Below are 12,839 nucleotides of genomic sequence, written 5' to 3'. Positions count from 1 at the left end.
TTTTAAACCACCAGGTCATTCATTTCGCAATATTCTTCCCATTCGACACCCAGCACTTCGGCCGCCTCTTTATGCAAGGCCAGTCGCGCCGCTTCGAACGCTTCCGGTGTCGAGGTGTACTTGAGGGTCAGCTCCCAGGGCTGGTAGCCCTGGCTCTCGGCCTCATCCTCGAATGCCCACTGGATCTGGTCACGCTGATCATCGGCGCTCAGGTCCTTGATCTCTTCTTTCAGCTGCGGCGTGTCCTCAAGGTACTTCTTGAGTGCTTCTTCGTGCCGAACTTCCTGGGTCATTTCAGTCGTGGTCATGTTGTTCTCTTAGATCGAGGAATGGGGATGCATCTGGGTCATCAAGGTTGCGCAGATACAAAAGAGCGGGCGCAAATACCAGCTCGTCTGGCCTTCAGAACCATTCTGGGATCAACTGAAAACAGTACTGCCTTTGTTGCCTTTTTGCCCGAGACAGGAATCGAACCTGCGACCTTCGCGTTACGAGTGCGCTGCTCTACCGGCTGAGCTACACGGGCGGTGGGCTAAAGCTAGCACCGCATCGAGAGTCCGGCAACTTGCCGCCGTCAGCGGGCAATCACACCTTGGGCCCAGAAGCGTGGTTGCAGGTAATCGCCATGGGCGTCCAGGTACTGCTGCTGGGCCTGTTTGAAGTGCGGCACATCGCGCAACGCAATAAAAATCAGCAGACCAACGGCCAACACGCTCAGTGCTTTCCACGCCCCCCAGGCCCATGACCGTTCGACCGCTGCCGGAGCTCGCCATACGTGCAACGCCATCAGCCAGCCCACCACCAGCGCCAGCCAGACCTGGGAGTTAGGCATCACAATCACACCATCGACCATGGACTGCACTAACGCACCCACCAGCGCCGCAAACAGGCAGAGCCGCAGCAGGTCTGCACGCTCGGCGCTCAGCGCGCGCTTACGCAGTACACCGAACGTTGCCCAGCCCCCTCGCCAAGCCAACACCGCAACGCACAAAGCCGATGGCACCCCCCACTCACTGGTCCATTGCAGGATGGCCTGGTGGGGATGAGCGGCAATACTGTTGGGGATATCAGCGAAATGCATCGGCCCGAATCCCAGCCAAGGCCGCTCGACGAGCATATGCCAGGCCTGCCACCAGATCGGACCACGCCCCGACAAGGAGGTGGTGAGGCGATCGCTGGCGGCATTCGCGATCTCGATTCCCAAATGATCCGCCAACACCTTAAACACCAGCCAGTACAGCAACAATCCACCCAGCAGTGCGGCCAACTGCCAACCCAACCAGCGCCGCCCCCATGGTCCCAGCACCGCCAACACCACAGCCGCGACGCCCATGCCCAGCCAGGTGCCGCGCGTGCCGCCCCCCACTGCGATCAGCCACCACACGCACAGCAGCGTAAAAGTCGCGGCCTTGAGTGGGCGAGACAGCGTGGGGATCAACAAAGGAAGCGCCAGCAGCGGCAAGGTGAATGTCTGGAACTGGCCGTAGAAACGCTTGTTGGAAAAGCCGGACAGCAACGCGTCAGGGTCCAGCACCCGCTCGGCGCTGATGAACGCCAGGGCACCGGCGTAGGTGTATTGAATCGACTTGATCAGGCACAACAGCACCACAAACAGGATCAAGGCACGGTCCAAAGGCTCGCCGCCCTGGCGTCGCAGCAGGGCAAATGCCACGGCAATCGCGCCGCAGCCAACAAACACCGCCACTTCAGCAAATGCCCACAGCGGCTGGTGAGCCCGCATCGACGACATCAGGCCCAGCCCGATGATCAGCGCCAGACCCAAGGCTGTGGGCCGGTCAACCAGCCGTTCAACGCGGGCGACCGACAGCCCATACAGCACAGCGCAAGCCCCGATACCGATCTGCATCACCCGTTGCAGATCATGCCCACTGAAGGGAGCACAAATTCCGACAAACAGCAGGCACATCACTGCGACCAGAAAAACACTGCCACGCTGCTCTACGAATAACCCCATCGGTCACCTCAACTTCCCTGTGGAGGGTTTAGCAGTTAAGCGCCGTCGGCGCCGCAGCCCTTGGCGACATATTTTGCGTCAGCGGTGGTGGTGCATGTCCAACCCGTGGCGGCATTGCGTGTCAGGCTGATGGTCTTGCCGAGCACCGGTGCCGGGGCATCCAGTATTTCGCAACTGATGGAACCCGCGCCCGTGGCAACGTCCCCTGTCACGTCAATCTTGCAGTTGGCTGTCGGGCTGGTGCCGCCGATCAATGCCAACGTGGGGACCGTGCCCTGGTTGAGGGTGTCTTCATAACCAGGCTTCAACGCGGTAATTTCAGCCAGGCCGGCGGTGAACTTGGCCTTGGCCTGGTGGGTGGTGTACATGGGCAGGCCGATGGTGGCCAAAATGCCGATGATTGCCACGACGATCAACAGCTCGATCAGGGTAAAACCTTTTTGACGTCTCACATTCACTCTCCAGGATAGAACTCATGACAAGGCGCGTCCTGCGCCCCGTGTTGTACAGCGGCGCCAGTGTACTCATCCGCAGGCGCTCAATCGCGCACAAGACGCACATTCTGACATTTTATCCGCCACTGCCAGCCTGTCAGAATCCGTCACCTGACTACGCTATAAAGCTTCGACGACCTCTGTGCGGAACCGTGACATGGACAACGCTTCAACGCTCTACGCCTGGGAAGGCATCAACCGCAAAGGACGCAGGGTGTCCGGGCAAACCACCGGACACAACCCTGCCCTGGTGAAGGCACAGTTGCGAAAACAGGGCATCTGCCCAGGGCATGTGCGCAAAAAATCCCCAGTGCTGTCGAGCCTGGCAGCCTCGATCACATCAACCGACATCACCCTGTTCACTCGCCAACTGGCCACCCTGCTGAAGGCCGGTATTCCGCTGCTGCAGGCCTTCGACATCATCGCTGAGGGCTTCGACAACCGCGCCTTGCGTGAGCGTGTGCAAGGGTTGAAACAGGCCATCGAAGCCGGCACCAGCCTTGCCGAGGCGCTGCGCAAGCAGCCGCGTTGTTTCGACGAGCTGTACTGCAACCTGGTGGCCGCCGGCGAACAGGCCGGAGCACTTGAAACCTTGCTGGAGCGCGTGGCGATCCACCGGGAAAAGAGCGAGCAGCTAAAGACGAGGATCAAAAAAGCCATGACCTATCCGATCACCGTGCTGGTGGTCGCCAGCCTCGTCACCGGCGTGCTGCTGGTCCACGTCGTGCCACAGTTCCAGAACCTGTTTGCCGGGGTCGACGGCAAGCTGCCGGGTTTCACCCTGCAGGTCATCGGCCTTTCCGAGTTCATGCAGAAAGCCTGGTGGGCCGTGGCGCTGGGCGGTCTTGCGGGAGGCCTGGGGCTGCGCGAAGCGTATCGGCGCTTGGCGGATTTCCGTCTATGGCTGGACAGCTGTTTGTTGAAAGCGCCCGTGGCAGGCAAACTGCTGAGCAAATCCGCCGTGGCCCGCTTCGCCCGCACGCTGTCCACCACGTTTGCCGCCGGCGTTCCGTTACTGCAGGCGCTGGATTCTGTGGCCGGTGCCGCCGGTTCCGGGCCATTCAGACGGGCAATCGAACAGATGCGACGCGATGTAGCGACTGGCATGCCATTGAACCAATCCATGCTCACCAGCGGCCTGTTCCCCGGCATGGCGATCCAGATGACAGCCATCGGCGAAGAGTCGGGCACACTGGACCGCATGCTGGAAAAGGTCGCCAACCATTACGAGGCCGATGTGGACAACCTGGTCGATCACCTCACCCACCTCATGGAGCCCCTGATCATGGTGGTCCTGGGAGGCATTGTCGGCGCATTGGTGATCGCCATGTACCTGCCAGTCTTCCAGTTGGGGAGTGCATTTTGAGCCTGCTGTTGGCCGGACACCCCTGGGCTTTTGTTGCGCTGGCGTCGCTGCTGGGCCTGATCGTCGGCAGCTTTCTCAACGTGCTGGTGTGGCGCCTTCCAACGATGCTCGAACGGGAATGGCGGGCCCAGGCGCTCGAAGTGCTCGGCATGCCCGCTGAGCCTGCCGGCCCGACCTACAACCTGATGCACCCCAGTTCCTGCTGCCCACACTGCAATCATCCGATACGTCCGTGGGAAAATATCCCACTGCTCAGCTACCTGTTTCTGCGAGGCCGCTGCGCCCATTGCCAAGGTGCGATCAGCGCCCGTTATCCGCTCACTGAACTGGCGTGTGCATTGATCTCAGCCTGGGTGGCCTGGCGTTTCGGCTTTGGCTGGCAGGCGGGCGCAGTGCTGGTGCTGAGCTGGGGATTGTTGGCGATGAGCCTGATCGATGCAGACCATCAGCTGTTGCCGGATGTGCTAGTGATGCCGCTGCTGTGGCTGGGGCTGATCGTCAACGGGTTCGGCCTGCTGACGACACTGCCCGAGGCCTTGTGGGGTGCGGTCATCGGGTACATGAGCCTGTGGAGCGTGTTCTGGCTGTTCAAACTGGTCACCGGCAAGGACGGCATGGGCCATGGCGACTTCAAGCTGCTGGCCTTGCTCGGCGCCTGGGGGGGCTGGCAGATCCTGCCCATGACCCTCTTGATGTCGTCGCTGGTGGGTGTGGTCGTGGGCTTGATCCTGATGCGCCTGCGCAAGTCCCACGCGTCGGTACCGATGCCATTTGGTCCGTATCTGGCGATTGCCGGCTGGATTGCATTGCTCTGGGGTGGTCAAATAACCGACTTCTATTTGCAGTCTGTCGGTTTCAGATGACCACTCCTGTTACAACACCCTGGATTCTCGGCCTCACTGGTGGCATCGGCAGCGGTAAAAGCGCCGCGGCCCAGCACTTTATCGACCTTGGCATCGACCTCGTGGACGCCGATCACGCCGCCCGCTGGGTGGTCGAGCCTGGACGGCCGGCACTGGCGCGCATCGCCGAGCACTTCGGTGCTGGCGTGCTGCATCCCGACGGCCAGTTGAACCGCGCCGCCCTGCGCAAGCTGATCTTTGAAGAACCCGAAGAGCGCCGCTGGCTCGAAGCCTTGCTGCACCCGTTGATTGGCGAGGAGATTCGCAGCCACCTGGCGCGCGCGAAGTCGCCTTACGCGATATTGGTGTCGCCGCTGCTGATCGAGTCCGGCCAGTACAGCATGACCCAGCGCATCCTGGTGATCGATGTGCCGCAGTCGCTGCAGATTCAGCGTACCCTGCAGCGCGACGGCATCAACGAGCAACAGGTGCAGGCGATCCTCAAGGCTCAATCCAGCCGCGAAGACCGCCTGAACCATGCCGATGATGTACTGGTCAATGACCGGGACCTTGCCTGGCTGCACAGCGAGGTCGAGCGACTGCACCACTTTTACCTTACTTTGCGTGGAGGCCGATCATGAGCCAACCCTTGACCGTCGACTGCCCAACCTGCGGCGCACCCGTGGAATGGAAAGCGACCAACCTCAACCGGCCGTTCTGCTCGGACCGCTGCAAGCTCATCGACCTGGGCGCCTGGGCTGCTGAAGAACACAAGATCCCCGTGGCCCCGGACGCTGAAGACGAGCTGTTTTCCGAAGACCTGCCACCGCGCCACTAAGGGCGCATAAAGGCGTATTCCTGCTGGTCGTCGAGGTTCTCTGCAAGGTATTGCAGCTCGTCGGCCAGGTCTTCGAAACTGCGCACACCTTTGCTCTGCTGCACCACCGCGCTGAGCATGGCACGCAAGGTCAGGCCCGGGTCAAAACCGATTTCCTGTGCCGCGTCCTGGCTTCTGCGCAATTCCTGCCGTGCCCACTCGTACACACTCATGATTCGTGCTCCCGCCTTGCCTGGAAAAATTTCGCTGAGCATGGCCCTGCTTGGGTGGGTGGGATTTGATCTGGGTCAACGCTGTGAATCGTCGTCCTTCCAGGGGGCGGACAGGTAGCGCGTGCGGTTGAAGGTCTCCAGCCATTCCGGGCAAAACACCACCAGCGCGCTGACAACCATGCCGTTGATGAAGGCTTCGGGAAAGATGATCAGCCACAGGTAGCCGACAAAATCCTCCAGCCATTCCGGCAGGGCAAAACGGCCGTCGAACCACAACAGCCCCAGTCCGACCACCAGGCAGAGCAAAGCCGACAGCGCGGCGGCGAAAAAACCGGAGCAGAAGATATACACGAAGGGATTGCGCGGTTGCGCCCGCTCGACCAGCAACGCGCAGGCTTCCGTGACCAGCACCGGCAGCCCAATAAGCAGCAGGCCGTTGACGCCCAGGGCTGCGAGGTCCTGGCGTCCCAACGCCATCAAACCCAACTGGGCGGCAAAACCGCCCACGATCGCCAGGGGCCAATCGAGCAACAGGGTCACGGCGGTCATGCCGATAAAGTGGTAGGACACGCCGGTATCGAAATCCCGCCGTACCAGCCACAGCATGAACAAGGCGAACACGGTGCCAAACAGCAAATGCTGGCGCCGCCGGTCGGCAAACAGTTCGACCCAAGGTGAACGCAAGATGGCCCAGACTACCAGGGGCACATACAACAGCCAGCCGGCCCCGAGTGTTGCCGGCGCCAACACCGCGGCGCTGATCACGGCTTCACCTGCTCCAGGGCCTGACGCAGTTCGGCGGCAGAACTGTAGGCGTGCTCGGCGACCAGCTTGCCGTTATCCAGTTGCAGCCACAGCACTTTATCCAGAGGCCCCGGATAACGCGGCGCAATGCGTGCGTCACGGTCCAGCATGACCCGGTAGTTGTAGGACTGCATGGCCGGTACCGCGAACAGCTTGGCGATCAGGCGCGGCATGCGCTGGATATCGGCAACAAACACAGCATGTCGTGCCTCAAGGTAGCCTTTGGGTTGGCCCTGCAGCGCTGCATCCACCTGCTTGGCGGCGTCCATGCCACGCGCAACGAGCAGGACCTGCGCCTGGTTATCCAGGGTGTAGGCCTGATCGAATTGATCCAGCAGGGTCCAAGGGGCCAGGCGCTCGCCCACTTCAACCGCCTGGGCCCCCACAGGCAACAGAGCCAACAAAAACACCGCTAGAATCTTCACTGCACACTCCTCTTACCCGGTGGAACGCTCGAATGCCCAGTCTACACCGAGCTTTTGCAGCGGGACTTCCTGCGGTCATCATTTGGGCGCTAAGCTGCTAGCTATGGATGACTCAGATTACTTGCGCCTGCTGACCGTAGCGGCCGAACAAGCCAACGCATTCTTGTCCAATGCCCGCAAATGGGAGCGTGAGCGTTGGGTCTGCCAGCGCCTGCTGCAAGGCCTGAACGTGCCCTACCGTGCCGAAGAATTCCACGCCGCCGGGCAAGAGCCGCCGGACGTGCTGTTTCGCGACGCCAGCTTCGAGGTGTTTTTTGTACTGGATGAGGGCCGCCGCCTGAACGACGAATGGCGCGACGAATTGCTGCGCCGACGCAGCGCGTTCTCCCTGAGCCAACTGGTGCGGCGCGAGGCCAAGCCCCGACGCATCCCGGCCCATGAGTTCTTGTTGCGCCTGGCGCCCACGCTGCGCAAGAAGGCCCATAACTACAAAGAGCGCGGGATGGACCTGGGGGAGCTGGATATCGTCGCCTTCACCAGCCTCAAGCGTGAAGTGCTCGACCTCAACAGTCATTTTCCGCCGCCGACGGAATACCTGCGCCAGGGCTGGCGCTCGCTGTCGCTGGTGGGGCCGACCTTTGCACGGGTGTTGTTCGCCCACCCGGATGCACCGGATTTCTTGCGCAACAACCTGGGCCGCAGCATAGTGTTCGATGTGGGCATCAGCCTCTGAGCCCCCGGACTGTAACGTGGCGCCCTTTTGCAACGTCTACCTGACGAGGCCTTTATGACCAGCCGCCTGAACCCCGATGATCAACAGCATGTCGAAGAGTACCTCCAACTCTCCCAACACCGAGTCGAGCGCAAGCCTTTCCGGCCGTGGCTGCTCCTGGGTGTGGTGCTGATAGTGGTGATCGGCCTTGGCTTGCTGAGCCGACTTTTGAGTTACCTGACGCTATGAGCTGCCTGGCGCTCGCGGTGGTAACTGCTCCGATTTCTTTTAGCCTTGCGAGATATCCCCATGACCCATCGTATTATTATCGTCGGCGGCGGCGCCGGCGGCCTGGAGTTGGCTACCCGCCTGGGTAAGACTCTGGGTAAGCGCGGCACCGCCAGCATCACGCTGGTGGACACCAACCTGACCCATATCTGGAAGCCCTTGCTGCACGAAGTGGCAGCCGGTTCGCTGAACTCTTCGGAAGACGAACTCAATTATGTCGCCCAGGCCAAATGGAACCACTTCGAGTTCCAACTGGGGCGCATGAGCGGGCTCGACCGTGAACAGAAGAAGATCCAGCTGGCCGCCACCCTCGACGAAGAAGGCCGTGAGCTGGTGCCTGCGCGCGTGCTGGGCTATGACAGCCTGGTGATCGCGGTCGGCAGCACCACCAATGACTTCGGTACCGAGGGCGCCGCGCAGCACTGCCTGTTCCTCGACACCCGCAAGCAGGCCGAGCGCTTCCACCAGCAGTTGCTCAACCACTACCTGCGCGCCCATGCCGGGCAGACCGACGTGGTAGAAAAAATCAGCGTCGCCATCGTCGGCGCAGGTGCCACCGGGGTCGAACTGGCCGCCGAACTGCATAACGCCGCCCATGAGCTGGCCGCCTATGGCCTGGACCGCATCAAGCCGGAAAACATGCACATCACCCTGATCGAAGCCGGCCCACGAGTGCTGCCTGCCCTGCCGGAGCGTATCGGCGCGCCGGTGCACAAAACCCTGGAGAAGCTCGGGGTGACCGTGCTGACCAATTCGGCGGTCAGTGAAGTGACGGCCGATGCACTGATCACCACCAGTGGCCAGGTGATCCCGGCCAGCCTAAAGGTATGGGCGGCCGGTATTCGCGCACCCGGTTTCCTCAAGGATATCGATGGCCTGGAAACCAACCGCATCAATCAACTGCAGGTGTTGCCGACACTGCAAACCACTCGCGACGAGAACATCTTCGCGTTTGGCGACTGCGCCGCCTGCCCGCAACCGGGCACCGACCGCAACGTACCACCACGGGCCCAGGCAGCTCACCAGCAGGCCTCGTTACTGGCCAAGTCGCTGAAGCTGCGCATCGAGGGCAAGGACCTGCCGAGCTACAAGTACACCGACTATGGCTCGCTGATCTCGCTGTCGCGCTTCTCGGCGGTGGGTAACTTGATGGGCAACCTCACCGGCAGCGTGATGCTGGAAGGTTGGCTGGCGCGGATGTTCTATGTGTCGCTGTACCGCATGCACCAGATGGCGCTGTATGGCTTCTTTCGCACGGCGATGCTGATGCTGGGGAGCAAGATCGGGCGAGGCACCGAGCCACGCCTCAAGCTCCACTGACAACACGGTCCCGAGTGGGACCTGGTAAATGTGGGAGCGGGCTTGCTCGCGAATGCGGTGGCTCAGCGCCAGACGTGCTGACTGATACACCGCATTCGCGAGCAAGCCCGCTCCCACATTTGTTTTGCGGAGAGTCAAGATTTTCGCGCACAAAAAAAATCCCCGTATCTTTCGATACGAGGATTTTTAATATGGTCGGGGTAAGGGGATTCGAACTCCTGACATCCTGCTCCCAAAGCAGGCGCGCTACCGGACTGCGCTATACCCCGGTAATAAAAAGGCGACCTTTCAGTCGCCTTCTTCGATCAGCGCTTTTGGCCTCTGATCTTAAGATTCGATTCCAGCGTTAACTGGTCTCAAAAATGGTGGGTCGTGTGGGATTCGAACCTACGACCAATTGGTTAAAAGCCAACTGCTCTACCAACTGAGCTAACGACCCAAATATGGTCGGGGTAGGGGGATTCGAACTCCCGACATCCTGCTCCCAAAGCAGGCGCGCTACCGGACTGCGCTATACCCCGATATTGAAATTGGCTCCGTGACCAGGACTCGAACCTGGGACCCAATGATTAACAGTCATTTGCTCTACCGACTGAGCTATCACGGAACTACATATTTCAAAGTACTACGTTACTGCTTACTACCTTCTCTTCGACTTGTCCGTATCGCTACGTTCATGTGTCTGAGGCGCGCTATTCTACAATCTTAAAAACCCCTGTCAACCCTTTAAATTGCTTTTAAGACAATGATTTGCGCTTGTTTCTGATTTCTTCTTGGGGAGAAGAAACCCGTGGGCTGACGTTGCTGCGGGGCGCACTTTACAAGCCTTTGCCTTACAGTTCAACGCCCTATCGAAAAAAAAGGCCCCGCAATGCGGGGCCTTCTCTTATTACCCAACAGACGGGGCTTAGTGGAAGACGATTTCGTCGTTTTCCACGGTCGCCTCGACACTGGTGCCCGGCATGAAGCTGCCCGACAGGATCAACTGCGCCAGCGGGTTTTCGATCCACCGCTGGATCGCACGTTTCAGCGGCCGTGCGCCATACACGGGGTCGTAACCTACCGCGATCAGCTTGTCCAACGCCTCGCTGCTCAATACCAGGTCCAGCTCGCGCTCGGCCAGGCGGCCACGCAGGCGGCCCAACTGGATCTCGGTGATGCCCGCGATCTGATCACGTGCCAGCGGCTCAAAGATCACCACTTCGTCGACCCGGTTGATGAATTCCGGGCGGAAGTGGCTGGTCAGCGCATCCATCACGGCAGCGCGCTGGCCCTCACGATCACCCACCAACTCCTGGATCTGCGCCGACCCCAGGTTGGACGTCATCACGATCACCGTGTTGCGGAAGTCCACGGTACGCCCGTGGCTGTCCGTCAGGCGGCCGTCTTCCAGCACTTGCAACAGGATGTTGAACACATCCGGGTGCGCTTTCTCGACCTCATCCAGCAGGATCACCGAGTAAGGCTTACGCCGCACAGCCTCGGTCAGGTAACCGCCCTCCTCGTAGCCCACATAGCCTGGTGGAGCGCCGATCAAGCGAGCCACCGAATGTTTCTCCATGAATTCGGACATATCGATCCGCACCATGGCCTCTTCAGTATCAAAGAGGAATTCGGCCAAGGCCTTGCACAGCTCGGTCTTACCCACGCCGGTCGGGCCGAGGAACATGAACGAGCCGCTCGGGCGGTTCGGGTCGGACAACCCGGCCCGCGAACGCCGTACCGCGTTGGACACCGCCACCACGGCCTCTTCCTGGCCGATTACGCGTTGGTGCAACAGGCTTTCCATCTTCAGCAACTTGTCGCGCTCGCCTTCGAGCATTTTCGACACGGGAATGCCGGTCCATTTGGAAACGACTTCGGCAATTTCTTCCTCGGTTACCTTGCTGCGCAGCAACTGGTTCTCAGGCTTGCCGTGCTGGTCGACCATTTGCAGGCTGCGTTCCAGGTCGGGGATCACCCCGTACTGCAACTCAGCCATACGGTTCAGGTCGCCTTTACGGCGTGCGGCTTCCAGCTCCTGGCGGGACTGCTCGATCTTTTGCTGGATCTGGGCCGAACCCTGCACTTCGGCTTTTTCCGAGGTCCAGATTTCTTCCAGGTCCGAATACTCGCGTTCCAGACGGACGATTTCTTCCTGGAGTTTTTCCAGGCGTTTCTTCGCCGCGTCGTCTTCTTCTTTCTTCAGGGCCTGGGACTCGACTTTCAGTTGAATCAAGCGCCGATCCAGACGGTCGAGTACTTCCGGCTTGGAGTCGATCTCCATGCGGATGCGGCTGGCTGCCTCGTCGATCAGGTCGATGGCCTTGTCAGGCAACTGACGGTCAGTGATGTAGCGATGGCTCAATTTGGCCGCCGCAATGATCGCGCCGTCGGTGATGGCCACCTTGTGGTGGACCTCATAACGCTCTTTCAGGCCACGCAGGATCGCGATGGTGTCTTCTTCGCTCGGCTCTTCCACCAGCACTTTCTGGAAGCGACGCTCAAGGGCCGCGTCCTTTTCAATGTACTGGCGATATTCGTTGAGCGTGGTAGCACCGACGCAGTGCAGCTCACCCCGCGCCAAGGCTGGCTTGAGCATGTTGCCGGCGTCCATGGAGCCCTCGCCTTTACCGGCGCCGACCATGGTGTGCAGCTCGTCGATAAACAGAATGATCTGCCCTTCCTGCTTCGACAATTCATTGAGCAGGGATTTCAGGCGCTCTTCGAACTCGCCTCGGAACTTGGCACCGGCAATCAGCGACCCCATGTCCAGGGACAGCAGGCGCTTGCCTTTGAGGCCATCCGGCACTTCACCATTGATGATGCGCTGGGCCAGGCCTTCGGCAATCGCAGTTTTACCCACGCCCGGCTCACCGATCAGCACCGGGTTGTTCTTGGTACGACGCTGCAACACCTGGATGGTGCGACGGATTTCATCGTCACGGCCGATCACCGGGTCAAGCTTGCCCTCTTCGGCGCGCTTGGTCAGGTCGACGGTGTATTTATCCAGGGCTTGGCGCGACTCCTCATGGTTGGGGTCGTTCACCGCGTCGCCGCCCCGCAGGTTGTTGATGGCATTTTCCAGGGCTTTCTTGCTCACGCCCTGGCCCAGCAACAACTTGCCGAGTTTGCTGTTCTCGTCCATGGCAGCGAGCAGCACCAGTTCGCTGGAGATGAACTGGTCGCCCTTCTGCTGGGCCAGACGGTCTGCCTGGTTGAGCAGGCGCGCCAGGTCCTGGGACATATTCACGTCGCCGGTCGGGTTTTGGATTTTCGGCAGTTGGTCGAGTTCTTTGCTCAACTCCTTGCGCAGGCTGTTGACGTCGAAGCCCACCTGCATCAGCAAGGGTTTGATAGAACCACCTTGCTGCTCCAGGAGCGCCTGCATCAAGTGCGCAGGCTCGATGGCCGGGTGGTCGAGGCCCACGGCCAGGGATTGAGAGTCAGACAGTGCCAACTGTAATTTGCTGGTTAAACGATCAATACGCATTAGTCACCTTCCTTTTGAGCAGGCCGGAGCTATAAAACATCCTGAATGAAGAAACCTGCCAGATACCCTTATAGATGGGGTGGATTCTGGG

14 protein-coding genes and 5 tRNA genes are annotated in these 12,839 nt (G+C 60.3%); 7 read left to right on the top strand and 12 right to left on the bottom strand.

The features are described 5' to 3' along the window. Positions 1-2: 2 nt before the first annotated feature. From AC4PS7_RS00660 to AC4PS7_RS00645, 4 genes are all read right to left on the bottom strand, one after another. Positions 3-308, bottom strand: a complete 306-nt coding sequence (locus tag AC4PS7_RS00660; RefSeq protein ID WP_010213230.1) for a DUF6388 family protein — start codon at positions 306-308, stop codon at positions 3-5. Positions 309-453: 145 nt separating this feature from the next. Then, a tRNA-Thr gene (locus AC4PS7_RS00655) sits at positions 454-526 on the bottom strand. Positions 527-574: 48 nt separating this feature from the next. Next, on the bottom strand, positions 575-1,975 hold the full coding sequence (locus AC4PS7_RS00650) for an O-antigen ligase family protein (RefSeq protein ID WP_010213231.1): 1,401 nt from the start codon (positions 1,973-1,975) through the stop codon (positions 575-577). Positions 1,976-2,010: 35 nt separating this feature from the next. Next, positions 2,011-2,433, bottom strand: coding sequence for a pilin (locus tag AC4PS7_RS00645; RefSeq protein WP_021491914.1), 423 nt, complete (start codon positions 2,431-2,433; stop codon positions 2,011-2,013). A gap of 193 nt (positions 2,434-2,626) precedes the next feature. Here AC4PS7_RS00645 and AC4PS7_RS00640 point away from each other — a divergent pair, with 193 nt between their 5' ends. From AC4PS7_RS00640 to yacG, 4 genes are read left to right on the top strand one after another with little or no spacing between them, the layout of a single operon-like run. Beyond that, positions 2,627-3,835, top strand: coding sequence for a type II secretion system F family protein (locus AC4PS7_RS00640; protein WP_010213233.1), 1,209 nt, complete (start codon positions 2,627-2,629; stop codon positions 3,833-3,835). After that, a complete protein-coding gene (locus tag AC4PS7_RS00635; protein WP_457244368.1) occupies positions 3,832-4,698 on the top strand; it encodes a prepilin peptidase in 867 nt (288 codons plus the stop codon). The genes AC4PS7_RS00640 and AC4PS7_RS00635 overlap by 4 nt, the downstream gene beginning before the upstream one ends. Further along, positions 4,695-5,318 carry a dephospho-CoA kinase gene (gene coaE, locus AC4PS7_RS00630; RefSeq protein ID WP_010213235.1) on the top strand — a complete coding sequence of 208 codons (624 nt, stop codon included), beginning with the start codon at positions 4,695-4,697 and terminating at the stop codon, positions 5,316-5,318. Before AC4PS7_RS00635 ends, coaE begins: the two co-directional genes overlap by 4 nt. After that, positions 5,315-5,515, top strand: a complete 201-nt coding sequence (yacG, locus tag AC4PS7_RS00625) for a DNA gyrase inhibitor YacG (RefSeq protein ID WP_003188437.1) — start codon at positions 5,315-5,317, stop codon at positions 5,513-5,515. The genes coaE and yacG overlap by 4 nt, the downstream gene beginning before the upstream one ends. Here yacG and AC4PS7_RS00620 read toward each other — a convergent pair. The 3 genes from AC4PS7_RS00620 to AC4PS7_RS00610 form a co-directional block, all read right to left on the bottom strand. Then, complete coding sequence (locus tag AC4PS7_RS00620) at positions 5,512-5,727, bottom strand: hypothetical protein (protein WP_003171680.1); 216 nt, start codon at positions 5,725-5,727, stop codon at positions 5,512-5,514. The two genes, yacG and AC4PS7_RS00620, sit on opposite strands and share 4 nt — an antisense overlap. Before the next feature lie 75 nt (positions 5,728-5,802). Beyond that, a complete protein-coding gene (locus AC4PS7_RS00615) occupies positions 5,803-6,492 on the bottom strand; it encodes an energy-coupling factor ABC transporter permease (protein WP_457244369.1) in 690 nt (229 codons plus the stop codon). Beyond that, entirely contained in the window at positions 6,489-6,956 is a 468-nt protein-coding gene (locus tag AC4PS7_RS00610; protein ID WP_492179024.1) for an FAD/FMN-containing dehydrogenase, read from the bottom strand. Before AC4PS7_RS00610 ends, AC4PS7_RS00615 begins: the two co-directional genes overlap by 4 nt. Before the next feature lie 103 nt (positions 6,957-7,059). On the opposite strand from AC4PS7_RS00610, the gene AC4PS7_RS00605 reads away from it, so the two are divergent. Genes AC4PS7_RS00605 through AC4PS7_RS00595 form a run of 3 tightly spaced genes read left to right on the top strand, consistent with a single transcriptional unit; the run spans position 7,060 to position 9,276 of the window. Further along, a complete protein-coding gene (locus AC4PS7_RS00605; RefSeq protein ID WP_010213242.1) occupies positions 7,060-7,689 on the top strand; it encodes a DUF1780 domain-containing protein in 630 nt (209 codons plus the stop codon). Between the two features lie 54 nt (positions 7,690-7,743). Further along, positions 7,744-7,917 carry a DUF3094 family protein gene (locus AC4PS7_RS00600; RefSeq protein WP_010213243.1) on the top strand — a complete coding sequence of 58 codons (174 nt, stop codon included), beginning with the start codon at positions 7,744-7,746 and terminating at the stop codon, positions 7,915-7,917. A gap of 60 nt (positions 7,918-7,977) precedes the next feature. Continuing rightward, positions 7,978-9,276 carry an NAD(P)/FAD-dependent oxidoreductase gene (locus AC4PS7_RS00595; protein WP_042571057.1) on the top strand — a complete coding sequence of 433 codons (1,299 nt, stop codon included), beginning with the start codon at positions 7,978-7,980 and terminating at the stop codon, positions 9,274-9,276. Between the two features lie 192 nt (positions 9,277-9,468). On the opposite strand, the gene AC4PS7_RS00590 is transcribed toward AC4PS7_RS00595, so the two are convergent. The 5 genes from AC4PS7_RS00590 to clpB form a co-directional block, all read right to left on the bottom strand. Further along, positions 9,469-9,545 (bottom strand) — tRNA-Pro (locus AC4PS7_RS00590). A 94-nt stretch (positions 9,546-9,639) separates the two neighbouring features. Next, a tRNA-Lys gene (locus tag AC4PS7_RS00585) sits at positions 9,640-9,715 on the bottom strand. Between the two features lie 5 nt (positions 9,716-9,720). Beyond that, positions 9,721-9,797, bottom strand: a tRNA-Pro gene (locus AC4PS7_RS00580). 10 nt (positions 9,798-9,807) lie between these two features. Then, a tRNA-Asn gene (locus AC4PS7_RS00575) sits at positions 9,808-9,883 on the bottom strand. 300 nt (positions 9,884-10,183) lie between these two features. After that, positions 10,184-12,748, bottom strand: coding sequence for an ATP-dependent chaperone ClpB (gene clpB / locus AC4PS7_RS00570; RefSeq protein ID WP_010213245.1), 2,565 nt, complete (start codon positions 12,746-12,748; stop codon positions 10,184-10,186). Positions 12,749-12,839: the final 91 nt, after the last annotated feature.

It is taken from the genome of Pseudomonas sp. DW-iso3, assembly GCF_058725305.1.
This window is presented reverse-complemented; position numbering and strand designations above follow the sequence as displayed.

Coding starts and splice junctions, on each gene's coding strand:
- AC4PS7_RS00660 (WP_010213230.1), bottom strand. CDS start 308: ATGACCACGACTGAAATGACCCAGGAAGTTCGGCACGAAGAAGCACTC.
- AC4PS7_RS00650 (WP_010213231.1), bottom strand. CDS start 1,975: ATGGGGTTATTCGTAGAGCAGCGTGGCAGTGTTTTTCTGGTCGCAGTG.
- AC4PS7_RS00640 (WP_010213233.1), top strand. CDS start 2,627: ATGGACAACGCTTCAACGCTCTACGCCTGGGAAGGCATCAACCGCAAA.
- coaE (WP_010213235.1), top strand. CDS start 4,695: ATGACCACTCCTGTTACAACACCCTGGATTCTCGGCCTCACTGGTGGC.
- yacG (WP_003188437.1), top strand. CDS start 5,315: ATGAGCCAACCCTTGACCGTCGACTGCCCAACCTGCGGCGCACCCGTG.
- AC4PS7_RS00620 (WP_003171680.1), bottom strand. CDS start 5,727: ATGAGTGTGTACGAGTGGGCACGGCAGGAATTGCGCAGAAGCCAGGAC.
- AC4PS7_RS00605 (WP_010213242.1), top strand. CDS start 7,060: ATGGATGACTCAGATTACTTGCGCCTGCTGACCGTAGCGGCCGAACAA.
- AC4PS7_RS00600 (WP_010213243.1), top strand. CDS start 7,744: ATGACCAGCCGCCTGAACCCCGATGATCAACAGCATGTCGAAGAGTAC.
- AC4PS7_RS00595 (WP_042571057.1), top strand. CDS start 7,978: ATGACCCATCGTATTATTATCGTCGGCGGCGGCGCCGGCGGCCTGGAG.
- clpB (WP_010213245.1), bottom strand. CDS start 12,748: ATGCGTATTGATCGTTTAACCAGCAAATTACAGTTGGCACTGTCTGAC.